This is a genomic window from Actinosynnema sp. ALI-1.44, from assembly GCF_001984155.1.
Taxonomy (GTDB): domain Bacteria; phylum Actinomycetota; class Actinomycetes; order Mycobacteriales; family Pseudonocardiaceae; genus Kibdelosporangium.
Genome location: NZ_MTQO01000029.1, coordinates 81900 through 107159 on the forward strand (window position 1 = coordinate 81900; position 25260 = coordinate 107159).

25 protein-coding genes are annotated in these 25260 nt (G+C 68.3%); 15 read left to right on the forward strand and 10 right to left on the reverse strand.

Translation table 11 applies throughout. The features are described from left to right. Positions 1–8: 8 nt before the first annotated feature. Together ALI144C_RS04590 and ALI144C_RS04595 are read right to left on the reverse strand one after the other, a co-directional pair. On the reverse strand, positions 9–764 hold the full coding sequence (locus tag ALI144C_RS04590; RefSeq protein ID WP_076985737.1) for a class I SAM-dependent methyltransferase: 756 nt from the start codon (positions 762–764) through the stop codon (positions 9–11). A gap of 2 nt (positions 765–766) precedes the next feature. Beyond that, positions 767–1600 (reverse strand): LLM class flavin-dependent oxidoreductase, encoded by an 834-nt coding sequence (locus ALI144C_RS04595; protein WP_076985738.1) that lies wholly within the window; start codon positions 1598–1600, stop codon positions 767–769. A gap of 108 nt (positions 1601–1708) precedes the next feature. Between ALI144C_RS04595 and ALI144C_RS04600 the strand changes: the two genes are divergently transcribed. Together ALI144C_RS04600 and ALI144C_RS04605 are read left to right on the forward strand one after the other, a co-directional pair. After that, a complete protein-coding gene (locus ALI144C_RS04600; RefSeq protein WP_076985739.1) occupies positions 1709–2611 on the forward strand; it encodes a LysR family transcriptional regulator in 903 nt (300 codons plus the stop codon). Positions 2612–2700: 89 nt separating this feature from the next. Then, the gene (locus ALI144C_RS04605; protein WP_076985740.1) at positions 2701–3519 is read left to right on the forward strand and encodes a hypothetical protein; all 819 of its coding nucleotides are present in this window, start codon (positions 2701–2703) and stop codon (positions 3517–3519) included. A gap of 38 nt (positions 3520–3557) precedes the next feature. On the opposite strand, the gene ALI144C_RS04610 is transcribed toward ALI144C_RS04605, so the two are convergent. Next, the gene (locus ALI144C_RS04610) at positions 3558–4286 is read right to left on the reverse strand and encodes a S1 family peptidase (RefSeq protein WP_076985741.1); all 729 of its coding nucleotides are present in this window, start codon (positions 4284–4286) and stop codon (positions 3558–3560) included. Positions 4287–4425: 139 nt separating this feature from the next. On the opposite strand from ALI144C_RS04610, the gene ALI144C_RS04615 reads away from it, so the two are divergent. After that, a complete protein-coding gene (locus ALI144C_RS04615) occupies positions 4426–5301 on the forward strand; it encodes a cyclase family protein (protein ID WP_076985742.1) in 876 nt (291 codons plus the stop codon). A 6-nt stretch (positions 5302–5307) separates the two neighbouring features. Here the strand turns inward: ALI144C_RS04615 and ALI144C_RS04620 are convergent, their stop codons facing one another. Continuing rightward, the gene (locus ALI144C_RS04620; protein ID WP_076985743.1) at positions 5308–5913 is read right to left on the reverse strand and encodes a TetR/AcrR family transcriptional regulator; all 606 of its coding nucleotides are present in this window, start codon (positions 5911–5913) and stop codon (positions 5308–5310) included. A gap of 116 nt (positions 5914–6029) precedes the next feature. On the opposite strand from ALI144C_RS04620, the gene ALI144C_RS04625 reads away from it, so the two are divergent. From ALI144C_RS04625 to ALI144C_RS04665, 9 genes are all read left to right on the forward strand, one after another. Continuing rightward, the gene (locus tag ALI144C_RS04625; protein WP_237773979.1) at positions 6030–6767 is read left to right on the forward strand and encodes a TetR/AcrR family transcriptional regulator; all 738 of its coding nucleotides are present in this window, start codon (positions 6030–6032) and stop codon (positions 6765–6767) included. Between the two features lie 880 nt (positions 6768–7647). Beyond that, positions 7648–8907, forward strand: coding sequence for an aspartate kinase (locus ALI144C_RS04630; protein ID WP_237773980.1), 1260 nt, complete (start codon positions 7648–7650; stop codon positions 8905–8907). Then, complete coding sequence (locus ALI144C_RS04635; RefSeq protein WP_083752710.1) at positions 8904–12932, forward strand: Pls/PosA family non-ribosomal peptide synthetase; 4029 nt, start codon at positions 8904–8906, stop codon at positions 12930–12932. Before ALI144C_RS04630 ends, ALI144C_RS04635 begins: the two co-directional genes overlap by 4 nt. Before the next feature lie 13 nt (positions 12933–12945). Next, positions 12946–14295 carry a diaminobutyrate--2-oxoglutarate transaminase family protein gene (locus ALI144C_RS04640; protein ID WP_076985745.1) on the forward strand — a complete coding sequence of 450 codons (1350 nt, stop codon included), beginning with the start codon at positions 12946–12948 and terminating at the stop codon, positions 14293–14295. 66 nt (positions 14296–14361) lie between these two features. Continuing rightward, complete coding sequence (vanH, locus tag ALI144C_RS04645) at positions 14362–15351, forward strand: D-lactate dehydrogenase VanH (protein ID WP_076985746.1); 990 nt, start codon at positions 14362–14364, stop codon at positions 15349–15351. Further along, on the forward strand, positions 15344–16378 hold the full coding sequence (vanA, locus tag ALI144C_RS04650) for a D-alanine--(R)-lactate ligase (protein ID WP_076985747.1): 1035 nt from the start codon (positions 15344–15346) through the stop codon (positions 16376–16378). Before vanH ends, vanA begins: the two co-directional genes overlap by 8 nt. Beyond that, entirely contained in the window at positions 16375–16992 is a 618-nt protein-coding gene (vanX, locus tag ALI144C_RS04655; RefSeq protein ID WP_076985748.1) for a D-Ala-D-Ala dipeptidase VanX, read from the forward strand. The genes vanA and vanX overlap by 4 nt, the downstream gene beginning before the upstream one ends. Beyond that, a complete protein-coding gene (locus tag ALI144C_RS04660; RefSeq protein ID WP_076985749.1) occupies positions 16983–17429 on the forward strand; it encodes a GNAT family N-acetyltransferase in 447 nt (148 codons plus the stop codon). The genes vanX and ALI144C_RS04660 overlap by 10 nt, the downstream gene beginning before the upstream one ends. Then, positions 17426–18526, forward strand: coding sequence for a UDP-N-acetylglucosamine--N-acetylmuramyl-(pentapeptide) pyrophosphoryl-undecaprenol N-acetylglucosamine transferase (locus tag ALI144C_RS04665; protein WP_076985750.1), 1101 nt, complete (start codon positions 17426–17428; stop codon positions 18524–18526). Before ALI144C_RS04660 ends, ALI144C_RS04665 begins: the two co-directional genes overlap by 4 nt. Here ALI144C_RS04665 and ALI144C_RS04670 read toward each other — a convergent pair. Together ALI144C_RS04670 and ALI144C_RS04675 are read right to left on the reverse strand one after the other, a co-directional pair. Continuing rightward, positions 18455–19627, reverse strand: coding sequence for a sensor histidine kinase (locus tag ALI144C_RS04670; RefSeq protein ID WP_076985751.1), 1173 nt, complete (start codon positions 19625–19627; stop codon positions 18455–18457). The two genes, ALI144C_RS04665 and ALI144C_RS04670, sit on opposite strands and share 72 nt — an antisense overlap. After that, positions 19620–20300, reverse strand: a complete 681-nt coding sequence (locus ALI144C_RS04675) for a response regulator transcription factor (RefSeq protein ID WP_076985752.1) — start codon at positions 20298–20300, stop codon at positions 19620–19622. The genes ALI144C_RS04670 and ALI144C_RS04675 overlap by 8 nt, the downstream gene beginning before the upstream one ends. An 87-nt stretch (positions 20301–20387) precedes the next feature. Between ALI144C_RS04675 and ALI144C_RS04680 the strand changes: the two genes are divergently transcribed. Then, positions 20388–20873 carry a M15 family metallopeptidase gene (locus ALI144C_RS04680; protein ID WP_076985753.1) on the forward strand — a complete coding sequence of 162 codons (486 nt, stop codon included), beginning with the start codon at positions 20388–20390 and terminating at the stop codon, positions 20871–20873. Positions 20874–20907: 34 nt separating this feature from the next. Here ALI144C_RS04680 and ALI144C_RS04685 read toward each other — a convergent pair whose 3' ends face one another. From ALI144C_RS04685 to ALI144C_RS04695, 3 genes are all read right to left on the reverse strand, one after another. Then, positions 20908–21774, reverse strand: coding sequence for a cytochrome P450 (locus ALI144C_RS04685; RefSeq protein WP_237773981.1), 867 nt, complete (start codon positions 21772–21774; stop codon positions 20908–20910). 474 nt (positions 21775–22248) lie between these two features. Continuing rightward, positions 22249–23121, reverse strand: coding sequence for an NAD(P)-dependent oxidoreductase (locus ALI144C_RS04690; protein ID WP_076985754.1), 873 nt, complete (start codon positions 23119–23121; stop codon positions 22249–22251). 35 nt (positions 23122–23156) lie between these two features. Then, on the reverse strand, positions 23157–23726 hold the full coding sequence (locus ALI144C_RS04695; RefSeq protein ID WP_076985755.1) for an NADPH-dependent FMN reductase: 570 nt from the start codon (positions 23724–23726) through the stop codon (positions 23157–23159). Between the two features lie 88 nt (positions 23727–23814). Between ALI144C_RS04695 and ALI144C_RS04700 the strand changes: the two genes are divergently transcribed. Further along, the gene (locus ALI144C_RS04700; RefSeq protein ID WP_237773982.1) at positions 23815–24279 is read left to right on the forward strand and encodes a MarR family winged helix-turn-helix transcriptional regulator; all 465 of its coding nucleotides are present in this window, start codon (positions 23815–23817) and stop codon (positions 24277–24279) included. Between the two features lie 66 nt (positions 24280–24345). On the opposite strand, the gene ALI144C_RS04705 is transcribed toward ALI144C_RS04700, so the two are convergent. Continuing rightward, positions 24346–25068 carry an alpha/beta fold hydrolase gene (locus ALI144C_RS04705; RefSeq protein ID WP_076985756.1) on the reverse strand — a complete coding sequence of 241 codons (723 nt, stop codon included), beginning with the start codon at positions 25066–25068 and terminating at the stop codon, positions 24346–24348. On the opposite strand from ALI144C_RS04705, the gene ALI144C_RS58335 reads away from it, so the two are divergent. After that, positions 25067–25195: a hypothetical protein gene (locus tag ALI144C_RS58335; RefSeq protein ID WP_269086650.1), complete on the forward strand. Its 129-nt coding sequence runs from the start codon at positions 25067–25069 to the stop codon at positions 25193–25195. The two genes, ALI144C_RS04705 and ALI144C_RS58335, sit on opposite strands and share 2 nt — an antisense overlap. Positions 25196–25260 lie beyond the last annotated feature (65 nt).

The following is a 25260-nucleotide window of genomic DNA, read 5'->3' on the forward strand; positions in this document are numbered from 1 at the left end:
CGGGCGTGCTAACGACGTGCGGTGACGAGCCAGGCAGCGGAGTCGAACCACACGCCCGCACCGGTGTCATGGGCGTCGAGCATGGTCATCAGCCGGTCGACAGCGTGAGACGTCTGCGTGGCGTCCAGGTCCGCGAGCAGATCCTGGACCATCCGCAGCTCGAACAGGGCGTCACGGGCCCCGGCCGCGTCCGGACCGTAGTAGACCGGCTCACGGACGTCGGCGATCTCGACATCGGTGAAACCCGCTTTGGCCAGCACGTTGGCGGTGACGGTCGGATCCGCCAGTGAGAAGGCGCCGTGCCCGCGCGACGAAGACCTGTCGTCGGCCAGTGCCTGCCGGACAGCGGTGGACCACTCCTGGCGGTCGTACGCCTGCCACACCAGTTGAACCAGTCGCGCCCCCGGTCGCAACGCTCGCCCGATGTTGGTGAACGCCGCTCCCGGGTCGGCGAAGAACATCGTGCCGAACCGGCTGAGCCCCAAGGTGAACTCGTCCGTCGGGAAGGGATGGGTCTGGGCGTCGGCTACCTCGAAGCGGACGTTGCCGATTCCTTCCCGCTCGCTGAGTTCACGGGCGCGGTCCAGCATCGGGCGGGAGACGTCCACCCCCAGCGCGCTTCCCGACCGCGCGGATCTGGCCGCGTCCCTTGTGGTCTGTCCGGCGCCGCAGCCGATGTCGAGTACTCGATCCGTGGTCTGGACGTCCGCGGCCGCCCGCAGCCGCAGGTGGTAGCGAATCAGTTCAGCGTCGTAGTCGAACATTTTCAGTTACGCCCAGGTCCGTTGCGCAGGACACCGCGCACTGTGTCCAGTGATACGCCAGGCTCGAACTCCGGCAGCCACCAGGTCGCACCGGCGGCGGCATACGGTGCCGGGTCGATGTCGTAGGGGAGACCGACGGCGATGTCGAACGGCTCTGTCGCGTCAGGCCGGAGGCCGGTGATGGTGGCGACGATCTCGGCGAGCTGGTCCGGGTGCTGGAGATTGGCCGGGACGAAGCCGTCGAGCCGGGCGGCCCGGCGGATCGGCTTGACGTTGCCGGGGAACCCGGCCGCCCACACCGGCACACCGCCTCGCCGCACCGGGTGTGGCAGGAACTCGATGTCGTCGACGGTGTAGTGCTCGCCGTGGTGGCGCACCGGCTTGCCGGACCACGCGGCGGTCAGGATCGCCAGTGACTCGTCGAGCATCCGGCCGCGCCGCCGGTCGTCGAGCTGCTCCCCGGTCCTGGACAGCTCACCGCCGAACCGGTCGCTGCCGATGCCCACGCCGAGGACGAGCCTGCCGCCGCTGAGCTGGTCCAGTGTCGCGGTCTCCCTGGCGACCTTGGCCGGACGGCGGCGGGGGAGCGGAGTGACCATCGGGCCCAGCCGCAGCCGTTCGGTCGTGGTGGCCATCGCCGCCAAGGTGATCCACGGGTCGGCGATCTGCCGGGTGGGCGGCCGCCAGGACAGCTGGTCCCACACGAAGCAACCGTCCCACCCGGCCGACTCGGCGTCGGCGGCCAGCCGTGCCACCGTCCTCGGGTCTGCGAGATCGTCGAACAGGGGCAGCCAGAGCGCCGACCTCAGCCGGGTCGTCTCGTCGGTGTGCGTCATGTCGGCTCTCCTTCGTTGACCTTGGCGCAACGCTAAGCCGAAACGTCCATCGCGAAAAGCGATGGTTTGCGATCAATTCAATCGCCCATCGCGATGTACCCTCCCGGGGTGACCGACATCGAACTGCGTCACCTCGCCGCGATGGCCGCCATCGCCGACGAGGGCTCCTTCGGGCGAGCCGCCGCTCGGCTCGGTTACACGCAATCGACGGTGAGCCAACAGATCGCCGCGTTGGAGCGGACCGTCGGCGGTCCGGTGTTCGACCGGCCGGGTGGCCCCAAGCCGGTGCGGATCACGCCGCTCGGGGCCGTGGTCCTGGAGCACGGCCGCGATCTGCTGGCACGGGCGGAGAAACTCGCCGACGCGGTGGACCGGTTCAAGGCAGGTGGCGGTCGGATCGACATCGGCACGTTCCAGAGCGTGTCGAACGTGATTCTGCCGGTTGTCGTGTGCAGGTTGCGGGAGGAGCAGCCCGACTGCGACATCAGGTTGTTCGAGGAGGAGCCGGACCAACCGCGGATCAGTGATCTCGACCTGCTGTTCTACGACGGCCGGATCGACGGCGACGTCGAGAGCGCCAAGCTGCTCGACGACCCGTACCTGTTGGTGTGCGGCAACGACGCCTTCCCCGACGGTCCGGTCCAGCTGGCGCAGCTCGACGACGCGCCGATGGTGGCCTGGCCGTTGACCTGCGACCAACCGTTGATGGAACAGGCACTCGCGCACAACGGCGCCCGTCCGCGGGTCGTGTTCCGCAGCGCGATCAACGAAACCCTGCTGTCGATGGTGCGTGCCGGGATGGGGTCGGCGGTGCTGCCGTGGCTCGCGATCCGGGGCGCCAACGTCGAATCCGACCGTCAGCTCCGCGTGCACGAGCTGTGCCCTGCCCTGCCGGTACGGGAGATCTACCTGCACTGGCGTGCCGGGCGCACCCAATCCCCGCTCGCCACACGGGCGATCGAGATCGCTGTCGAAGTCGCCGCCGAGTTGAGCGGCGCTCGGCGGGCATGAGGCGTGTTCTTGTCACATTTCCCGGGTGGCGGTTTCTCGGGCCGCGTTCGCGGGCTTCATCCTGTACCAGGATCGTAGGAATCGAGAGGATGAACGCGATGCGTGTCGGGTCGGTGAAGGTGTTCGCGGTGGGTCTCGCGGTCGCCGCTGGGGCGCTGTTGTCCGCGTGCGGCGGCGGTGCCCCCACGGGGACGGCGAGTACCCCGCCGCAAAGCCCGAAACAGGAGACGCAAGCAGGCGGCCAGCCGGAGAGCAACCTCAGCACAGAGGTCAACTGCAGTGCCAGCGGCGGCAAAGTCGGGCCGTACCAGGTCGACGTGGTCGCTGTGGAGACCCCGAAGGGCATCGCGGGGTGCACCGAGGCGATCAACGTGATCGCCGAGTACTTCCAGAAAGCGGGCAAATCCGAGGGATCCGGCAGGCACGTCGAGGTCAAGGGCTGGAAGTGCATGGCGGACACCGGGGCGAAGGGCACCGGGTCGATCAGCTGCGACAAGGACGGCCTGTCGTTCCACACCAGTGCGGTCCAGCCGAGTCACAGCGGCGGCAAGACGCCGCCCCCGGAGCCGGAACCGGAGCCGAGCGGCCCCGCCGGCGCCGGGCCCGCCGAGGACGTCAACTGCAGCAAGCTCTTCGGCGGCAAGGTCGGGCCGGTCGAAGGGCCCAAAGTGGACGTGATCGCCATCGGCACGGAGAACGGCAACCCCGGCTGTGACATGGCCTTCAAGGTCCTCAACGAGTACTTCGCCAAGGCGCCCGGCGGCGAGGGCCCGGGTCGCCGCGTGATCGACATCCAGGGCAACTGGAGCTGTGCGAAGGCCGCGGACCCCGAAGGCAGCAAAGGGGTCGTCTACTGCGGACAGGAAGGTCCCGGCGGCTACAACGTCGAGACCGCACCCGCCGAGTAGCCAGCGGGCAGCGCTTCGAGGCTGAAGCGCACGGCCTGCTACTTCGCGATGACCGAGCGGATCCAGGTGAGCTGGTGGGAGATCGCGGCCGCGTCCACCAGTCGAGCGCGGTCGGATCCCCAGAACACGCCGACGAGTGCTTCCTTGCCGTGTGGCGCGGCGGTCATGATCGGTCCGCCGGAGTCGCCGCCTGCCGGGACCCCGGAAACCCGGATCGCGCAGAAGTCCGCGCCGTCAGGGGTGCCGTGCCCGTCGCACCGCTTGTCCTCGTTGGCGAGCACCCGCAGGTCGGCCTGCTTGAGCACGTTCGACTGGCAGCTGTTCTCGTCGTCGGTGCAGGTCGCGCCCCAGCCGAACACGCGCACCGGCTGACCCGGTTTCACCGGGGACACGGACAGCTCGGCCACGGGGACGTTCATCCTCGGCACCTTGATCAGCATCGCGTCGAGCCCATTCGGGTTCCGCACCCGGCTGTTGCCGACCGGGTGCACCCGGGTGCCGGTCCGCATGTCCAGGCTGCCGACCCGGAACTCGATGCGCGCGTCCGCGACCGGCGCGTCGGGCTGGTCGAAGAAGCAGTGCGACGCGCTGATGATCCACTCAGGACTGACCGCGGTCCCGGTGCAGTGCGGTTGACCGTCCACAAGCACCCGGACGGCCCACGGGCCGTAGCCGCTCACCGAGCCGCCGATCACCGCGTTCGCCGGGGACGGCACCGCGATCATCCCGGCGATCATGAGCGGGAGAGCGAAGACACGGCGCAGCATTTCGAAACCTCCTCGAGGAGTTACTTGCGTACCACAGTCAGGTGACGCCCGCGTGCCGCGCCGGTTGCGTCAATCGTCCACAGTGACTTGTCCAAAACCTGCCATCCCGGCGACGGGGAGGACTCATACGATCGCGACCATGAGCGAGCGGGACGACATGCCGAGCAACTGGGGCCGGTGGGGCGACGACGACGAACTGGGCACGCTGAACCTGATCACGGACGAAGTGCGCGAGCGAGCCGGGCGAGAGGTGCGCACCGGGCGTTCGGTGTCGCTGGCCGTGCCCATCCGGCCCGCGCCGATCGTCGGCGGCCCGTTCCCGCCGCGGACCGCCGAGGAATCACCGGTCCAGCAGATCATGGCGTTCACCGGAAGCCCGGCGCTCGCGCACGCGGACATCATGGTCGTCACCAACCACCACGTCCTGTCCACGCACCTCGACGCGTTGGGGCACATGCCCCAGAACGGCCAGGTGTACCCCGGACGCCCGGCCGCCGAGGCCGTCACCATGGGCGGTGTCGTGCACGGGTCGACCACGGCGTTCGCTGCCGGGATCGTGACCAGGGGAGTCCTGCTCGACTTCGGCGCGGACGGCCCGGTGCCCGCCGACCACAGGATCACCTCGGCGGACCTCGACGCCGCGGCGGAACGCTTCGGCGTCCGCGTCGAATCAGGTGACGCGCTCGTCGCCCGGTTCGGCTGGGTGGAGACCCGCTACCGCGGCAACCCGATGCCTGGCATGACGATCGACGCGGCGCGCTGGATGCACGACCGCGGCGTGTCGCTGTACGCCGGAGACCTCTCGGACTCCTATCCGATGACGCCCGGCGCACCACCGGCCATGCACGGGGTTGCCCTGCCGCGGATGGGGATGCCGCTTGTCGACGCCGTGGACGCCGACGAACTCGCCGCCGTCTGCGCCGAACTTGGTCGCTACAGCTTCATGTTCGTCGCCGCACCGCCCCGCATTCACGGGTTGACAGGGGTTCCTGTCAACCCGATCGCGATCTTCTAGCCAAAGCTAGCCGCCGTAGACGGCCCGAACGCCCGCGAGGACGACATCGATGACTTGCTCTGCGTCCTTGCGGGTGAAGGGCTGCCTGCTCCGGCGGTGGGCCAGGTGTACGGGGCCGGACATCATCTCGGTGAGGAACTGGACGTCCACCGGCGGCAACTCACCTCGCTCGATGGCGTTGCCCACCCGGAGGCGAAGGGACTCCCCGCGCCGCGTTTGCACGGTCTGCAGTATCTCGTGCATCTCGGTGTTCTCCCAGGCCGAGGTCACCACGGCCAGCAGGGCGCGACCCTGCGGTGTGGCCAGGGAGTCGGCGAGGGCCATGAGGAAGTCGACGAGGTCCGCGCGGAGGTCTCCGGAGTCGTTCACCGACAAGGTGTCCGCGGCGAACGAGGACAGCGCGTCGGTCACCAGTTGGACCTTGTCCGGCCAGTTGCGGTAGACGCTGGTCTTGTTCACCCCGGCGACTTCGGCCACTTCCTCGTAGCGCAGCCCGCCGATGCCGTGCTGCGCCACCAGTTCCGTGGCTGCCGCCAGCATGCGCTCACGCAGTCGGGCGGTCCGCCCACCCGGTCGGCGGACGGGTGTCGCGTCCGTGCTGTGGTCGGCCACCCTTGCTCACTCCTGAAGACTCGCTGCCTCAGCGGCGATGTCATCATCGCAGCAGGGCCGACGCCGCCGCCCCAGCGAGTCGTGATGTACGTAGTTCTCTATAGTGAACTTAGTTCGTGACCACTAGGGTCGTCGCCGTGGTCAACGATCCGAAAGCCCGCCGCGCGGCCCGTCACCTGCAGGCCGACGGTGCTCCCGGGCAGTCCAAGCCGCGCCGGGAGCCGCTCACGGTGGAGCGGATCATCGCCGCGGCGCTGCACGTCGTGGCGACCCAGGGCTACGACGCGTTGACCATCCGCGCCATCACCGCCGAGCTCGGCACCAGCCCGTCCTCGCTGTACGTGCACGTGGTCAACAAGGCCGACATCGACGACCTGATCATCGGGAAGCTCAACTCCGAGCTCGTCCTGCCCGACCCCGACCCCGATCGGTGGCAGGAGCAGCTCAGGGAGGTCTACGGCCAGATCCGGGACCAGTACCTGCGCTATCCCGGCATCTCCCGTGCCGCGCTCGCCGTCGTGTCGACCAACCTGGAGACCTTACGGGTCGGCGAGGCCGTTCTCGCGATCCTGCTCGCCGGCGGCATCGAGCCCCGCGTAGCGGTCTGGGCCATGGATTCCCTGTCCCTCTACGTCGCCGCCTACGCGCTGGAGCTCTCCCTGGTCCGCGCGCGGCAGGCCGATTCGGACCAGGAGTGGGTGCTCAGCCGTGCCGAACTCGTCCAGCGTTTCGAGGCCCTGCCGGCCGATCGGTTCCCGCACACCCGGAAGCACGCCGCCGAGCTGACCTCCGGCCATGGGCACGAACGCTTCGACTTCACCCTCGACCTGATCCTCGACAACATCACCCGTTAAAAGGCAACACATACGGCGTTGACTGTGGAAAGGACAATCTGGTCATTTTACGTGTTGCTCACGAACGCGCGGGCCACTCCCGCATTGAGCGGAACCTGATGCGCGACGAGCACGCCAACGTGCCGTTTCCCGCGCCGATCGTGTCGATTCCACGTTTGCTTGCGGTGGGCCTTCATCCACGAGATCGACGGCGCCGGGCCTCGGACGGGATCGGGCAATACCCGCGGTCGGCGTGGATCGGGTGCTACCGGCAAATGGGAACCCTCGCGCGCGCTGTGATCATCCGCCGAGCCGTGTTCGGGGAAACCCGTGGTCAGCGGCGCGATCTTTCTGCGGCGACCGATCACATATGAGCGAGACGTCATATGTGATCCTATCAAACCGTCGGTATCGGTGTTATTTGACATTACCGGGTATGTAACATATCCGTGTACATTCACGCCATCGGCCAGTCGGGCCACGTCATCTGACTGGCCGGTTGTCGGTATCGACTTTCCCATGTGGGCACATCGGCCAATTGGCGATCAGTAAACGATCCCCACCCTCCTCATCAACCCAGGGCAAGACCGTTTGGTCACAGTGGTCTAGACCAACATAACCGCGAACTATGGAGTATGCTGATTACCACTTCTGGAGGTACCGGGTCACGTTCGCGCGGATTACTTTCGAAGACGTCGGACAGAAGGCGCCTGTCGCGGAAAATCGGCCATGACTTCCGCGATCAGCATTGGCAGGTGTGCCATGTCATCCGATGTGTCAGTTGGAGGAGTAGCGCGGCGACTCGCCAATAATGCCAGTCAGGCGCCCGTTTCGCATTTTCGCGATACTGACATGCCCGATATTCGCGCGCTGCCCCACGTCCTGTCAGAGGGGTTGAGAGGTGAATGAATCAATCGACTGCTCGGCCGTCGACGCGGAGGAACCGGTCGACGGACCAGTAGTGCGCAAATATGGTGGCTCGTCGTTGGCCAGGCCGGAGCTCGTTCGTGGCGTGGCCGAGGACGTGGCCGCTTTGTCCCGTCGGGGCAAACGTGTCGTGGTCGTGGTGTCGGCAATGGGCGACACCACCGACCACCTGGTCATGCTGGCCGAACAGTACTCGGCGCGACCCAGTCCGCGTGAGCTCGACCAGCTGATGGCCACCGGCGAGCAGGTGTCCGCCGCCGTGCTCGCCCTGGCGTTGCTGGAGCTGGGGGTCGACGCCGTCTCGCTGAGCGGCGACCAGGCGGGGATCGTGGTGGCCGGTCCGCCGGGAGCCGGTGTGATCGTCCGGATCGACCCGTCGCGGATCACCGAACTGCTGCACGACGGCAAGGTCGTGGTGATCGCCGGTTTCCAGGGCCGGGACGCGAACGGAGAGCTGCGCACGCTCGGCAGAGGCGGTTCCGACACCACCGCCGTCGCCCTCGCGGCCGCACTGGCCAGCCATGAGTGTGAGATCTGCACCGACGTCCACGGCGTGCACACCGCGGACCCGCGGCTCGTGCCGGACACCCAGCCGGTCCCGGCGGTGTCCTACCAGGCCATGGCCGAACTGGCGTACTACGGCGCGCGCGTCCTGCACCCGCGGTCGGTGCTGTTGGCGGAAAGCAGAAGAGTGCCTGTGCGGGTGCTGCATTCGTCGCGTCCCGGACCGGCGACCAGCCTCGGTGACGTCGAACCGGTGGAGCGCGGCCACGAAGTGGTCGGCATCGCGCACGAGACCGGTATCCGGCTGGTGCGCCTCACCGACTGCGTGCTGCCGCCCGGCGCGCCGCTGTGCGCGCTCACGGGACTGGTCGGGCACGGGCTACGGCTGGACATGCTGACCTCGTCGGATCCGGGCGAGCTGTGGTTCACCGTGCGCGGCGCGGCACCGCTCGACGACCTGCTGCCCGCCGTCGCCCGTGAGCTCGATGCACAGTGGACAGTCGAGGGCGACCTCGGCGCGGTGTCGGTGATCGGGGCCGCCCTGCTGGACGACCCGATGTGCCTGACCGAACTGCTGCGTGTCGTCGGCGGACTCGGTGTCAGCGTGCCGATGATCGCCACGTCACCGTCCCGGCTCACCGCTGTCGTGCCCGAGGACCACCTCGATGAGGCAGTCCGGGCGTTGCATGACGCCTACGGCCTCGGCGTGCTCGCCGGAGCACGGCCATGACAGGGCGGGCCGTGACTGGGCGGCGCGCCCCGGTCGGCCTGCTCGACGCCGACAGCCGGATCCTGACCTGCGGTGGTTTCGACCAGCGCGTCCGCTGGCACGCCGGGGAACGGCTGGAGCACCTGCTCGAGCACCAGTGCGACCAGGGGCCCGACCGGATCGCCGTGGACACGGGTGCGGCACGCCTGACCTTCCGCGATCTCGACGAACGAGCCAACCGGCTCGGCCGTCACCTGCTCGCCCGCGGAGTCCTGCCCGGCGACCGGATCGGCCTGCTGTTCGACCAGCCGTCGCAGGCCTACGCCGCGATGCTGGCCGTGCTCAAGATCAACGCGGTGTACGTGCCGCTCGATCCGGGTTTCCCGGACGACCGGCTGGACTACATCGCGCGGGACGCCGGGATCCGCCTGGTGGTGTCGGTGTCCGGACTGCGGGACAGATTCGCGTCCCTCGATGTCGACGTGGTGTACGCCGACGAGGACGAGGCGGCCATCGCCGCGCGACCCGGCGGGAGGTTGACCGCGGCGGAGAAGCTCGACCCGGTGGGCGAGCTGTGCTACGTCATCTACACGTCGGGATCCACCGGGCGCCCCAAAGGCGTGGCGGTCGACCACCCCAGCATCTGCAACTTCGTGCGCGTCGCCGTGGAGGTCTACGGCTTCACGCCGGACGACCGCGTCTACCAGGGGTTGACGATCGCGTTCGACTTCTCGGTCGAGGAGATCTGGGTCCCGTTGTTGTCCGGCGCCACGCTCGTGCCGAAACCCGCCGGTGTCGGCCTGGTCGGCAGTGAGTTACAGGAGTTCCTGCGGGACAACAGGATCACCGCGTTGTGCTGTGTGCCGACGCTGCTGGCCACCCTGGACGAGGACCTGCCGGACCTGCGTTTCCTGCTGGTGTCGGGGGAGGCTTGCCCGGAGGACATGATCAGCCGTTGGCACCGTGCCGGCCGTCGGCTGCTCAACGTCTACGGCCCGACCGAGGCGACGGTCACCGCCACGTGGTCGGAGCTCCAGCCGGACCGGCCGGTCACGATCGGCGTCCCGTTGCCGACCTATTCCGTGGTCATCCTCGACCCGCACGCGCCGAGGGCGCTCGCCGCCGGTGAGCTCGGCGAGATCGGGATCGCGGGAATCGGGCTGGCCGCGGGCTACCTCAACCGGCCCGATCTGACCGAACGCGCGTTCGTCCCGGACTTCCTCGGCATCGAGGACAACCCGTCCGGCCGCATCTACCGCACCGGTGATCTCGGCCGGGTCACGCCGGAAGGCGAGATCGAGTACCACGGCCGGACCGACACCCAGGTCAAGATCAGGGGCTACCGGATCGAGCTGACCGAGATCGAGTCGATCCTGTTACAGGTGCCGGGAATCGCGCAGGCCGTGGTCGGCACGCACGAGCCACGACCGGGCAAGACCGAACTGGTCGCGTACTACAGCCTGCGGCAGGACACCACGACCGTGGACGTCCACGACATCCACCGCAGGTTGCGGGAACGGCTCCCCGCCTACATGGTGCCCGCGTACCTCGAACAGCTCGATCTCATCCCGATGACGCCGAACGGCAAGGCGGACCACAAGAACCTGCCCGCGCCGAGCGGCCCACGCGGCGTGGCCGCGGACCACGAAGACCCAGCCGACGACACCGAACGCGTCCTCGCCACGGCCCTCGCCGAGACGCTCGGGCTCGACCGGGTTTCCGTGACCGGCCACTTCTTCGACGAGTACGGCGCGGACTCGTTGCTGCTGGCCGGGTTCTGCACGCGACTGCGCGAACGCACCGATCTCGCGCCGGTCTCGATGCGGGACGTCTACCTCCATCCCACGGTTCGCGATCTTGCCGCGTCACTGCCCGCCTCGACGCCGACCGCCATTGCCCCGAAGCGGGCGCCCGCGCACCGCGCGTCCACACCGGCGTATCTCCTCTGTGGACTCTTCCAGGCGCTGGTGTTCCTCGCCTACCTCTGCTTGTGGGGCTTGGCTTTCGACGTCGGACTCACCTGGGTCCACGCCGCGACCGGACTCGTTGACGGCTACCTGCGCTCGGTCGCCGTCTCGGCGGTCATCGTCACCGCCGCGTGCACATTGCCGGTCGCGGCGAAGTGGGTACTGGTCGGGCGCTGGCGACCAGGCGAGATCCGCCTGTGGAGCGTGGGCTACCTGCGGTTCTGGACCGTCAAGACGCTCACCCGGTTCAGCCCGTTGGCGCTGTTCCCCGGCTCCCCGCTCTACAACCTCCACCTGCGTGCCTTGGGCGCGAAGATCGGCAGAGGCGCGCTGATCCTGTCCAGGAATCCGCCGGTGTGCACGGATCTGCTGCACGTCGGAGCTGGTGCGGTGATCCGCAAGGACACGTACTTCACCTGCTACCGCGCCGAGGCCGGACGGATCAAGACCGGCCCGGTCGTCCTCGGCGGCAACGCGTTCGTCGGTGAAGGTGCCGTGCTGGACATCGGCACCGAGATCGGTGACGGCGGCCAACTCGGTCACGCGTCGTGTCTGTCCTCCGGGCAGGTCGTGCCCGCGGGCGAGTCCTGGCACGGAACACCGGCCCAGAAGTCCGCGGTCGACTACCAGGCGCTCGCTTCCACGCGGTTGGGCCGGGTCCGCCCGGTGATGTACGCCTTGGCCCAACTGCTGGTGCTGCTGCTGGTGACGTCACCGGTGCTGCTGGCCGGTACCGAGGTCGTGTCCGATCTGGTGTACCCGGACGGGGCGCCGGACTTCGCGAACTGGCAGTTCTACCTGTACCAGATCGCGGCGTCGGCCGTGCTGTACTTCGGTTTGCTGGTGGTCGGGCTGCTGCTCGTGTGCACCGTGCCGCGGTTGTTCAACCGGGTGCTGGCCCCGGACCGGGTCTACCCGTTGTACGGACTGCGGTACTCGATCCAGCGGCTGGTCGTCAGGCTGACCAATCAGCGGCCGTTCAACTACCTGTTCGGCGACAGCAGTTTCATCGTGTACTACCTGCGCGGACTGGGATACGACCTGTCCGAGGTGCGGCAGACCGGCTCCAACTTCGGCGTGGAGGTCAAGCACGAGTCCCCGTACCTGACCACGGTCGGCACAGCGACCATGGTCTCCGACGGGTTGTCACTGCTGAACGCGGACTTCTCCGGTTCGTCATTCCGGTTGCGGCGGACGTCTGTCGCGCCGCAGGCCTTCCTCGGCAACAACATCCACTACCCGCCCGAAGCCAGGGTGGGACGCAACTGCCTGCTGGCCACCAAAGTCCTGGTCCCGCTGGACGGTCCGGTACGCGAGGACGTCGGGCTGCTCGGCTCGCCCGCGTTCGAGATCCCGCGTTCGGTGGCGCGGGACGGACGGTTCGACCACCTCAGCACGGGACTGGCCTTGCGCAGGGGCCTGGCGGCCAAGAACAGGCACAACCTGCTCACCATCTTCTTCTACCTGGCGACGCGGTGGCTGCGGCTGCTCGGTGTCGTGTTGATCGGTGTCGCTCTCGGCAGCGTGCACACGAGTCTGGGCGCGTTCGCCGTTTCGGCGGGGCTGCTGGCGTCGCTGCTGTTCTCCGTCGGGTTCGAGATCGTCGCCGAACACGCCGCGCAAGGGTTTCGCAGGCTGCGGCCCCGGTTCTGCTCGATCTACGACCCGATCTTCTGGCGGCACGAACGGTTCTGGAAGATGGGCGCCAACCGCTACCTCGCGCTGTTCAACGGCACGCCGTTCAAGAACGTGCTGTGGCGGCTGCTGGGCGTCCGGATCGGCCGCCGGGTGTTCGACGACGGCTGCGCCATGCCCGAGAAGTCCCTGCTGACCGTCGGGGACGACTGCGTGCTGAACGTCGGCAGCACGCTGCAGTGCCACTCGTTGGAGGACGGCACGTTCAAGTCCGACCACACCACCATCGGCGCGGGCACCACCATCGGCACCGGCGCGTTCGTCCACTATGGAGTGTTCATGGGCGAGGGTGCCGTGCTCGACGCCGACGCGTTCCTGATGAAGGGTTCCCAACCGCCGCCCGGCTCGTGGTGGCGCGGAAACCCGGCGACCGAACTGACTTGACCAGGAGACTGCCATGAATCCAGTTCCAACCAGGACGGCCGAACCCGTCCCCCGGGTCGTCGGTGACCTGCCGGGGCCGAGGTCCGCCGACTTCCTGGCACACCAGCAGCGCTGGGAGTCCAACGCGCGGGCGTACCCGAGGCACCTGCCGATCGCGATCGCCGAGGCGAACGGCAGTTTCGTGCGGGACATGGACGGGAACGTCTTCATCGACTTCCTGTCCGGTGCCGGAGTGCTGTCCTTGGGGCACAACCACCCCGAGGTGGTCGCGGCGGCCGTCCACCAGTTCTCGGTGCTCAGCCACGCCCTGGACTTCCCCACACCGGCCAAGCGCGAGTTCACCGACGCCCAGCTGTCCATGCTGCCGCCGGGGATGCGCGACCGGATGAAGATCCACTTCTGCGGCCCCACCGGTGCCAACGCGGTGGACGCCGCGCTCAAGCTCTGCAAGACCGCGACCGGACGCGGCGACGTCGTGGCCTTCCAGGGCGGTTTCCACGGCTCCAGCCACGCCGCGATGGCCCTCTCCGGCCTGGTCAGCCAGAAGCAGCCGATCGCCAACGGCATGCCGGGCGTGCACTTCTTCCCCTACTCGTACTGCGTCCGCTGCCCGGTCGGGCTCTCGGCGGACAGCTGCCAGACCAACTGCGTCGGTCTGCTGGAGCGGTCGTTGCAGGACGTCAACGGCGGCATCCCGCGTCCCGCGGCCGTGGTGCTGGAGATGGTGCAGGGCGAGGGCGGGGTCATCCCGGCGCGGGTGGACTTCGTCCGCCGTGTCCGTGAGCTGACCGCGCGGCTGGACATCCCGCTCGTGGTCGACGAGGTGCAGACCGGCTGCGGGCGAACGGGGACCTGGTTCGCGTTCGAGCAGTACGGCATCGAGCCGGATGTGATCGTCGCGTCCAAGGCGTTGAGCGGGATGGGCCTGCCGGTCGCGCTGATCATCTACGACAAGCGGCTCGACACGTGGGCGCCCGGCGCGCACTCGGGCACTTTCCGCGGCAACCAGGCGGCGTTCGCCGCGGGCACCGCGACGATCCGGATCGTCCAGCGTGACGACGTGCTGGGCAACGTCCGGCGGCGCGGTGAGCAGCTGGCGGACCGCCTGTCGGTGCTGCGCGCTCGTCCAGGGGTCCGCGAGGTGCGGGGCCGTGGCCTGATGTGGGGTGTCGAGCTCACCAGCGCCGACCACGCCCACGCTGTCCAGGCTGACGCGCTGCGCCACGGGCTGATCGTCGAACTGGGCGGCCGCGACGACTGCGTCGTCCGGCTCATGCCGCCTCTCAACGTGACCGCCGAGGTGATCGACCAGGCGTGCGCGATTCTGCTGGCTGCCGTCGACCCGGATGTTACCCGTCAGTAGCATATCGTCGGCATATCGAAAACCGCATACGCGTCGGCAACACCAGGTCGGCTTGACTCCGGGGTCATGACCTCAGTCGTCCCGCCAGTCCCGACGATGGGCATCACGATCTACGGATGTGAGCGGGACGAGGCCGTGTTGTTCCGCGAGCTGGCGCCTCGCTGCGGAGTCATGCCGACCATCACCGATGCGGCGGTGTCCGAAGCCAACGTCGACCTGGCCGTCGGACACCGCTGCATCAGCATCGGCCACAAACACCGGGTCACCAACTCCACTCTGCTCGCGCTCAGCGAGGCCGGTGTCGCGTACATCTCCACGCGAAGCATCGGGTACAACCACATCGACGTCGAGTACGCGCAAAGCGTCGGCATCCGCGTCGAGAACGTCGCCTATTCGCCCGACAGCGTGGCCGACTACACGATCATGCTGATGCTGATGGCAGTGCGCCACGCGAAGGCCATGATCAGGGCCACGGACGTCCACGACTACCGGCTGAACGAGGTACGCGGGAAGGAACTGCGCGACCTGACCGTCGGGGTCGTCGGAACGGGACGCATCGGCGCGGCCGTCATCGACAGGCTGTGGGGTTTCGGCTGCCAGAAACTGGCCTACGACATTCGCCCCGTCACCTCCGCCGACTACGTTCCCCTTGACGAACTGCTGCAGCAGAGCGACATCGTCACCCTGCACACGCCACTCACCGCGGAAACGCGCCATCTCCTGGATCGCGGCCGGATCGACCAGATGAAGCCCGGCGCGTTCGTCATCAACACCGGACGCGGCCCGCTCATCGACACCGAGGCGCTCGTGCTGGCGTTGGAAAGCGGCAGGCTGGGCGGCGCGGCGCTGGACGTCGTCGAAGGCGAGGAGAACATCTTCTACGCCGACTGCCGCGACCGGCCCATCGACAACAAACCCCTGGTACGGCTGCAAAGCATGCCGAATGTGCTGATCAGTCCGCACACCGCCTACTACACGGACCACGCCCTGAGCGACACCGTGGAGAACAGTCTCATCAACTGCGTGAACTTCGAAAGCGGGAAGCAGTATGGATAGGTTGAGGGTCGGGATCATCTTCGGCGGGGCGGGCGAGGAGCATCCCGTTTCGGTCAAGTCCGCGCAGGAGGTCGCGAAGAACCTCGACACGGCGAAGTACGAGCCGTTCTGGATCGGGATCACGAAGGACGGCGCCTGGAAGCTCTGCGACGGTCCCGACGGGGACTGGGAGAACGGCCGTCCGGCCGTGCTATCGCCGGACAGCAGCGTTCGCGGCCTGGTCGTCCTGGGCGAGGGGCACTACGAGGAAATCGGCCTGGACGTCGTGTTCCCCGTGCTGCACGGCAAGTACGGCGAGGACGGCGCGATGCAGGGGCTGTTGGAGCTGTCCGGCATCCCCTACGTGGGCTGCGACATCCAGAGCTCCGCGCTGTGCATGGACAAGTCGCTCGCGTACACCGTCGTGCAGAACGCGGGAATCGCCACGCCGAACTTCTGGATCATCCCGGCGGACGAGACCGTCGACCCGGACCGGTTCACCTACCCGATCTTCGTCAAGCCCGCCCGCTCCGGGTCGTCCTTCGGCGTCAACAAGGTGTCCGGCAAGGACGAGCTGGCCGGTGCGGTGGCCGACGCGCGGCAGTACGACTCGAAGATTCTGATCGAGGAGCCGGTCGTCGGCAGCGAGGTCGGGTGCGCGGTCCTCGGCAACGAACTGGATCTGACTGTCGGGGAAGCGGACCAGATCCGGCTGACCCACGGCTTCTTCAAGATCCACCAGGAGGAGAACCCGGAGAGCGGTTCGGAGAACTCGACGATCCTCGTTCCCGCCGACATCTCGGCGCAGGAGCGCGCGCTCGTCCACGACACGGCGAAGGCGATCTACCGCGCCCTGGGGTGCCGCGGACTGTCGCGTGTGGACATGTTCCTGCAGGAGGACGGCACGGTGGTCCTCAACGAGGTCAACACCTTCCCCGGCCTGACCTCGTACAGCCGTTACCCGACCATGATGGCGGCCGCGGGGATACCGCTCGCCGACCTGATCGACCGGCTCGTGTCGCTGGCGCTGACGGGGAAAGCCCAATGAAGGAGGATTTCGTCTTCGTCGACGAGATCGTGCCCGGCATCCGCTGGGACGCCAAGTACGCCACCTGGGACAACTTCACCGGCAAGCCCGTGGACGGCTACCTGGCCAACCGGATCGTCGGCACGAAGGCGTTGTGCGAGGCACTGGACAGCGCGCAGGAGAAGGCCGCGTCGCTGGGCTTCGGCCTGCTGCTCTGGGACGGCTACCGCCCGCAACGCGCCGTGGACTGCTTCCTGCGCTGGTCACAGCAGTCGGAAGACGGCCGCAAGAAGCCGCGGCACTACCCGAACATCGACAGGTCCGAGATGTTCGACAGGGGATACGTGGCCGCCAGGTCGGGCCACAGCCGCGGCAGCACCGTCGACCTGACGCTGTACCACCTCGCGACCGGTGAACTCGCCGACATGGGCGGCGACCACGACCTGATGGATTCCGTCTCCCACCACGAAGCACCCGGCCTCACCTACGTCGAAGCGGCGAACCGCCAGCACCTCCGTTCGATCATGGAAGCCTGCGGTTTCAGCTCGTACGAACGCGAGTGGTGGCACTACACGTTGAAAGACGAACCCTATCCGGACGACTACTTCGACTTCCCCATCACACAATGCAGATAAGACAGGTACACCCCACGGACGCCGCGGCCGTCAACGAGCTGCTCGACCAGCTGGGCTATCCCCAGCAGGACGCCGCGGCGACAGCGGCCCGAATCCGGACCTGGGCCGACAACCCCTCGGGCGCGGCCTACGCGGCCGAGGCCGACGGTGCCCTGCTCGGCGTCATCGCGGTCCAGGTCCTCCCGTTCTTCGAACGAGCCGGTTCCTGGGGCCGGATCGTGGCACTGGTCGTCACCGAACACACACGCGGCCAGGGGATCGGCAGCCGGCTCGTGGCCGAGGCGGAAGCGTTCGCGGCCAGCCGTGGGTGCGTCCGCATGGAGGTCACCAGTTCGGACCGCCGCCAAGGCGCGCACGAGTTCTACCGGCGCCGCGACTACACCGACCAGACAGGACGTTCGACGCGGTTCCTGCGTGATCTGCAGGGGCAGTCGTGACGGCACCGCGCGTGGTTGTCGCCGGTGGCCATTCGGCCGGGCACATCGAGCCGATGATGAACTTCGCCGACGCGGTGCGCCGTCTGGCGCCCACCGCCGAGATCACCGCCATCGGCACCGCCCGCGGCCTGGACACCACGCTCATCCCGGCCCGCGGCTACCCGCTCGAACTCATTCCGCCGGTGCCGTTGCCGCGGACGCTGAACAAGGCACTGCTGCGGACGCCGGGCAGGCTGCGTGACTCGGTACGGGCCGCCGGTGCGGTGCTCGACCGAGTGGGAGCCGAGGTCGTGGTGGGCTTCGGCGGTTACGTGGCCGTGCCCGCGTACTTCGCCGCCCGCAGGCGGGGCCTGCCGATCGTCGTGCACGAGGCGAACGCGCAGCCCGGGGTGGCCAACCGGCTGGCGGCCCGGATGACGACGCACGTGTTCACCGCCGCGCCCGGTGTTCCACTGGCACACGCCACCGCCATCGGGATCCCGTTGCGCCCGGCGATCACCGGGCTCGATCGTCACGCGCTGCGCTCCGCCGCCCGGCACCGGTTCGGCCTGCGCAACGACGGACCGGTCCTGCTGGTCACCGGCGGTTCGCAGGGCGCCAAGACGATCAACGACGCGGTGTCCGGCGCGGCCCGGTCGTTGCGGGCGGCCGACGTGCAGGTGCTGCACATCACCGGACCGCAGCACACGGCGGAGGTGCCGGAGGGCGAGCCGCCCTACGTGGTGGTTCCCTACGTCGACGAGATGCAGTACGCCTACGCCGCGGCCGACTTCGTGATCTGCCGGTCCGGGGCGATGACGTGCGCCGAGCTGGCCGCTGTCGGCCTGCCTGCCGCGTACGTCCCGCTGCCGCTGCGCGGCGGTGAGCAGCGGCTGAACGCCGAGCCTGCCGTCGCGGCCGGTGGGGCGCTGCTCGTGGACGACGCCGCCCTCACCCCGGGCTGGATCGTGCACACGCTGATCCCGGTGCTCATCGATCGCGAGCGGATGGCGGCGATGTCGGCCCGCGCGCGGGCGGTCGGCGCGTCAGATGCGGACGTCGTCCTGGCCCGGCACGTGCTCACCGCGGTCACCGAGCGACGCAGGCACGCCTCGTGAGGTCGGGAGCCGCACTGCGACACGGAGACCGCCGGTCGCGCCGGGCGCGAGGGTGAGGGTCCCGTCGTGCGCCTCGGCGATGCTTTTGACGATCGCCAGGCCAAGGCCGACCCCCGCGTGGTCGCCGACGATGCGTTCGGTGCCGCGCTGGAACGGTTCGGCGAGCGTGGACACCAGCCGGGGGGAGAGCTGCTCACCGGTGTTCTCGACGGTGAGCTCCACGTTCCTGGGGTGAACGCTGGTCGTGACCCACACGGTGCCCTGTTCGGGCAGGTTGTGGACGATCGCGTTGTGCACGAGGTTCGTCGTCATCTGCAGCAGCAGGGCGTGTGACCCGAGCGCGGTGGCCACGTCACCGGAGGTCGTGATCGTGAGGCCGCGTTTCTCCGCGAGGGGCAGGAGCGTCTCGGCGGCTTCTTCCGCGATCAGGGACAGGTCGACCTCCTCCCGCGCGAAGGACCGCTGGTTGGCGCGGCTGAGCAGGAGCAACGCCTCGGTGAGGTCGATCGCCCTGGTGTTGATGAAGTGGAGGCGTTCGAGGAGGTCGACGGTGTTGTGGCTCGGGTCGTTGCGGGCGACGTCGAGAAGCGTGTGCGTGATGGCCAGCGGAGTGCGCAGTTCGTGTGACGCGTTGGCGGCGAACCTCCGCTGTTCGGCGTCGTGCGCTTCCAGCCGGGTGAGCATGGTGTCGAAGGCGTCGGCGAGCTCGCGGAACTCGTCGTCGCGGCCTTCCAGCCCGATCCGGTGGGACAGCTTCCCGCTCGCGGCCAGGCGGGTGGCGTGGGTGATGCGGGTCAGCGGCGCCAGCATCCTGCCTGCGAGGATCCACCCGCCGACAAGACCGAAGACCAGCAGGAACCCCAGCACGAGTGCCGCCTTCGGGAGGAACGCCTCCACCAGGTCGGAGCGGGACGGCACGAACGGCGGCGCGGGCGTCCACGGCGGCGGACTCGTTTGCGGCGGGATGTCGATCACCGTCGGCACGTAGCGCAGCAGGAACACCCACACGACCGCGAGCAGCAACGCGCCCGCGAGCATCAGGAACCCGGCATAGCTGAGGGTGAGTTTGAGGCGAACGCTCAAGCCAGGTTCCCTATTCACGGTCCCGTCCAGGTGCGGTGTCGATGCGGTAGCCGACACCGGCCACAGTGGAGATGATCCACGGTTCACCGAGGCGTTTGCGCAATGCCGAGACTGTGATTCGCACCGCATTGGTGAACGGGTCGGCGTTCTCGTCCCAGGCCCGCTCCAGCAGTTCCTCGGCGCTGATCACCCCGCCTTCGGCGGCGACCAGGACCTCGAGCACGGCGAACTGCTTGCGGGTGAGCGCGACGTACCGGCCGTCCCGGTAGACCTCGCGGCGGAACGGATCCAGCCGCAGGCCCGCGATCTCCCGCACCGGTGGCCTGTTGTGGGCACGCCTGCGGTCGAGCGCCCGGAGTCTGAGCACGAGCTCCTGCAGTTCGAACGGCTTGGTGAGGTAGTCGTCGGCGCCGAGCCCGAACCCGGAGACCTTGTCGTCGAGCCGGTCGGCGGCGGTGAGCATCAGGATCGGTATGCCGCTCCCGGAGTCGACGATGCTCGCGGCGACCTCGTCACCGGACGGGCCGGGAATGTCGCGGTCGAGAATGGCGATGTCGTAGGCGTTGACGCTCAACAACTCCAGCGCGGTGTCCCCGTCACCGGCGATGTCGGCCGCGATCGCTTCCAGGCGCAGGCCGTCCCGGATCGCCTCTGCCATGTAGGGCTCGTCTTCCACCACCAGCACACGCACGCTCGTGACGGTACAAAAAAGCCCATATCGTCGGCATATCGAAAATCGCGTACGTGCTGGCAACGTCACGCGGACTTGTCTGGAAGCATGCCCTACCGCGAATCGACCCGAACAGCGGCCCGGCCTGCCCTCGGCGCTGTCCCCGTCCCCGTGCCCGTCTTCGACGACGAGACCCCGGCCGTGGCCAACCTCGACCCCGGCCTGCTCGACGCCCTGCGCCGGGCCGCCACCGACGCCGCGGCCGACGGGGTCGAGATCCTCGTCAACGGCGGCTGGCGTTCCCCGGAGTACCAGGAACACCTGCGCCGCGAGGCGGTCTCGAAGTACGGCTCGGAGGAGGAAGCCGCCCGGTGGGTGGCCACTGTGGACACGTCGTCGCACGTGTCGGGGCACGCGGTCGACATCGGGCCCGCCGCGGCCAGGGCGTGGCTGTCCGAACACGGCGTCCGATATGGACTGTGTCAGATCTACCGCAACGAACCCTGGCACTACGAACTGCGCCCCGACGCCATCCACAACGGGTGCCCGCCCATGTACGCCGACCCGACGCACGATCCCAGGATGCGGCGGTGACCGGACTACTCGACCTGCTTGGTCCGTACGGCCATCACGCCGCGTCCCAGGCGATGGGCAGCGAGTCCACGCCGTAGATCCCGGTGTCGGTCCTGAGCGGGATCCGCGAGGCCGGTACGGCGAGGCGCAGGCCCGGCAGGCGCGTGAACAACTGCGTGAACCCGATGCTCATCTCGACACGCGCGAGCTGTTGTCCGATGCACTGGTGGACGCCGTGGCCGAAGGCGAGGTGCGGGGCGTGTGGCCGATCGAGGTGCAGCTCACCGGGGCGGTCGGCCCAGTGGGTGGGGTCGCGGTTGACCTCGGCCTGTGCGATGACGACAGTCGTGCCTGCGGGCACCTGGATGCCGCCGAGTTCGACAGGTTCGGTGGTGACCCGCACGATGCTCAGTTGGATGATCGAGAGGTACCGCAGCAGTTCCTCGACCGCCGCGGCGATCTGGTCGGGGTGCTCGCGCAGGTGGTCCACTTGGCCGGGATCGTGCAGCAGGGCGAAAGTACCCAGGGAGAACATGTTCGTGGTGGTGTGGTGCCCGGCGACCAGGAGCAGGCGGGCGATGTTGACCACCTCGACGTCCGAGACACCGTTCTGGGCGATCAGCCTCGACAGGAGGTCGTCGCCCGGCCGGGCGCGCTTACGCGTGATGAGCCCCCGCAGGTAGTCGGCGAATTCGTCCATGCGCGCACGAAAACGCTCGGGCGGGGTGTCGAAGCTCAGGACGTCGGTCACGCGCTGGAACTCCGCACGGTCGGCGTAGGGCACGCCGAGCAGTTCGCAGATCACCAGCGACGGCACAGGCAATGCGAAGGCGGACACCAGGTCTGCCTCGCCGCCCGTGGCGAGCATCGCGTCGATGCGGCTGGTGACGATCTCGGTCACCCGGGGTTCCAGCGCACGCATCCTGCGGACTGTGAACTCCCCCCACCAGCATTTTGCGGTAGTGGGTGTGGCCCGGCGGGTCCATGGCCACGAACATCCCCGCACCGGCCGCGTCCGGGTCGGGCGCCTCGCGACGCAGGACGGAGCGGTGGGCGAACCGGTCGGCGCTGAACCGGGCATCGGTGAGCACGTGCCGGGCTTCGGTGAACGCGGTGACGAGGACAGCGGGCGTGCCGTCCCCGAGGGTGATGCGCGAGACCGGCGCCCGGCGGGCGAGTTCGTCCAACGCCGGGGCCGGGTCGAAGGGGTGTCCGGCCGAGCGTCGCAGGTACTCGCGGGGAACCGGGATTCCTCCGCTGGTGACCGGGTGGTCGTCGACTGCTGGGGTTGCGGACATCGCTCCTCCAAACGGATGCCGAAGTGGCTGTACCTCCTTCCTACGCCGACGGAACCCTCAAAGCAACTTTTCGTTGCGTTAATGTCCGGCCGTGGGCCTTACTCCCCGGATCGTCGCCGCGTGACCTCGGCGATGCTCGCCCAGTCGAGGTCTGCGCCGACCTGCTCGACCGCGGTGGCGAACACGTCGTGCAGGGCCGGTCCGGTGGGCAGTTCGACGCCGAGCTCACCGGCCGCGGCCAACGCGAGGTTCAGGTCCTTCAACCCCAGCGTGGTGGTGAATCCCGGCGGGGTGTAGGTGCCCGTGGTGATGGCCTCGCCGTAGCCTCGGTAGACCGCGCCTGGGAAGACGGAATCGTTGATCATCTCGACGAACCGCCCGGCGTCCAGGTCGGCGTGCTGCAGCAGGGTGATCGATTCGGACAGTGCCTGCAACGCGTGGATGATCAGGTAGTTGACCGACACCTTCACTGTCGGCGCGGCGTCGACGGCGTCGCCGAAGTCCCACACCCGCCTGCCGATCGCGGCGAGTATCGGTGCCGTCGCGGCGCGGACGTCCGCGTCGCCGGAGACCAGTACGGCCAGCTTCCCGGCCACGACGGCTTCCGGGCGGCCGACCACCGGGGCGCTGAGGTATCCCCCGCCGGTCGCGGCGAATTCGCGGGCGGCACCCGGGCTGATCGTCGCGTGGTTGACGTGGACGAAGCCCTCCGGCGCGGAGCGGATCCGCTCGGCGGTGAAGACCTGCCGCACCGCCTCTTCGTTGCTCAGCATGGAGAAGACGGTTCCGGTGGCGATCGCGTCCTCGGGGGTGGCGCCCAGGGTCGCGCCCCGCGTCACCAGATCGTCCGCTGTGCCCGCGCCACGGCTCCACACGGTGACGTCGTAACCGGCGTCGAGCAGGCGGCCGACGATGGCGCGGCCCATCTTCCCGAGGCCGATGAAGCCCACCCGGCGCGACGGTGTCGTCATGATTTGCTCTCCCACTTCATCGCAAAAGGGCGCGGTCATTGGCTGTCAGTGAGCGCTTCGGTCATCTCTTCGTCGATCTTGCGCAGCAGGGCGCGGTTCGGGCGCAGGGTGCCTTCGAGGTCGCGCAGCTGCCAGGCGTCGTCCACGTCCTGTTCGGTGATGACGGCTTCGACGTGGGTGTCGAGCACTCGCATCTTCAGTCCGTGCAGGACGGTGATGAACTGTTCAGCGGCTTTGTTGCCGCCACGGGTGCCGTAGGTGAGCAGGCTCGCGGGGCGGTTGTGCCATTCCCGGTAGAGGTAGTCCAGTGCGTTCTTGAGCACCCCCGGGTAACCCCAGTTGTACTGCGGGAACACGAAAAAGAATCCGTGGTAGCTCTGCACGAGCTTGCTCCAGGTCAGGGTGTGTTCATGCTCGTACTGCTCCAACGCGGCTTTCAGGGGTTCGTCCAGGAACGGCAACGCGATGTCGGCGAGGTCGATCAGCTCGTAGTCGAGGTCGCTGTCCTCTTGCAGGCTGTCGCGTGCCCAGGCGGCGACACCGCCGCAGATGCGGGTGGGGCGGGTGCTGCCGATGACGACCGCGATGCGTTTCTTGTCCGTCATGCCCGCCTCTTGGTTGGTTGCACGTACTGTTGGTGTCACGAACCAAAATAGTTGGTGTCGCGAACTCGGTCAAGCTAACCTGATCACTGTGACCGCTTCCTCACCCGAAGGCGCCAGGACGTCGGACCTGAACCTGATCGACGGGCTCATGCAGCTGTCGTTCATCGTGCAGGCGATCCTGGGGCGCCTCGCCGGGGAACGCGGGCTGTCGGTCACCCAGTTGCGGATGCTCGCCGTGCTCGACGACCGCGAGATCGGCATGCGACAGCTGGCCGACATCCTCGAACTGGAGAAGTCCAGCGTCACCGGCCTGGTCGACCGCGCCGAACGGCGTGGACTGGTGCAACGGATCGCGGTCCCCGGCAACCGGCGCGCCATCCACGTCACCGACACCGACGACGGCCGAGCCGTCGTGCACCTGGTGCGTGAGGCGGTCCGGACCGAGATCGGCCAACTGGCGGGGACTCTGAGCGACAGCAGGCAGGATTCCTTTCGCCGATCGATCGAAGCGCTGATCCGGCACTACGTCACACAGCACGCCATTCCACTGTGAGCTCGGGCCACGCTGTGGGCGCACTGCCGGAACACGCGTGCTCCTCAAGACGACGGGCCGTCCTTCCTAACGGGTCGACGCCCAGAACTCGGTGAGGATCGCGGCTGCCTGATCCGGAGCCTGGTACGGCCAGAAGTGGTTGGCTTCGATCAGCTGGTACCGCGCGCCCAACGCCGTCGCCACCTCCTGTGCCTTGGCCTCGTCGGAGAACCTGTCGTCGGTCGCGTGCAGGACCATGCCGGGTGCTTCGGTGCGCTTCAGCGGACCCCAACTGGCGTGCGGGTTCGGCGTGGCGGAGCGGTACAGCGACAGGATGGACGCGCCCATGGCCTCGTCCACGCCGTTCACGATTTCCAGTGCGTCCACAATGTCCAGGTTGAACTCGGTGGTGTACCGGGTTGCGGCGTCCTGAGGTGGAGTCGCCCGCATCTGCGAGATCGTGGCCTCACCTTTGCCCGGCGTCTGCCAGATCTGCGCCAGCGGGTGCCAGACGTAGCCGGGGTGCAAGATGTTGCCGACGTCGGCGACCCATGAGCGCAACGGCCGGGTCAACGCCAACTGGTACACCAGCCCCGCGCCCCAGTCGTGGCCGACGAGGTCGACACTGTCGTACTGGTCGAGCTGGGCGGCGACCCACTCGACGTACTCGTCCTTGGTGGAGGTGAAACCCTCCGGTCGCGGGCAGCCGAAGCCGGGCAGCGGCAGCGCGACGGACTCGACGCCGATCGCCGCCTGGACCTTGCGCCAGATCGCGGTGGTTTCCGGTACTCCGTGCAGAAAAACAATCATGTGCGCAGGCTACCGGCGGTCGTCGGCCGAGAACGCCGTGGACAACGCCACCGGCTCGGGCAACCAGAGCGGCAACGGCGCTGGTGGCCTCGTCGGCGCCAACGGTGGTGTGCTGGGCAAGAAGTGACCTGAACGGTCCACATGCGACTGCGGGGACGCTGAAAGCCGCCTCGCGGTCGCCGTGATCGACCG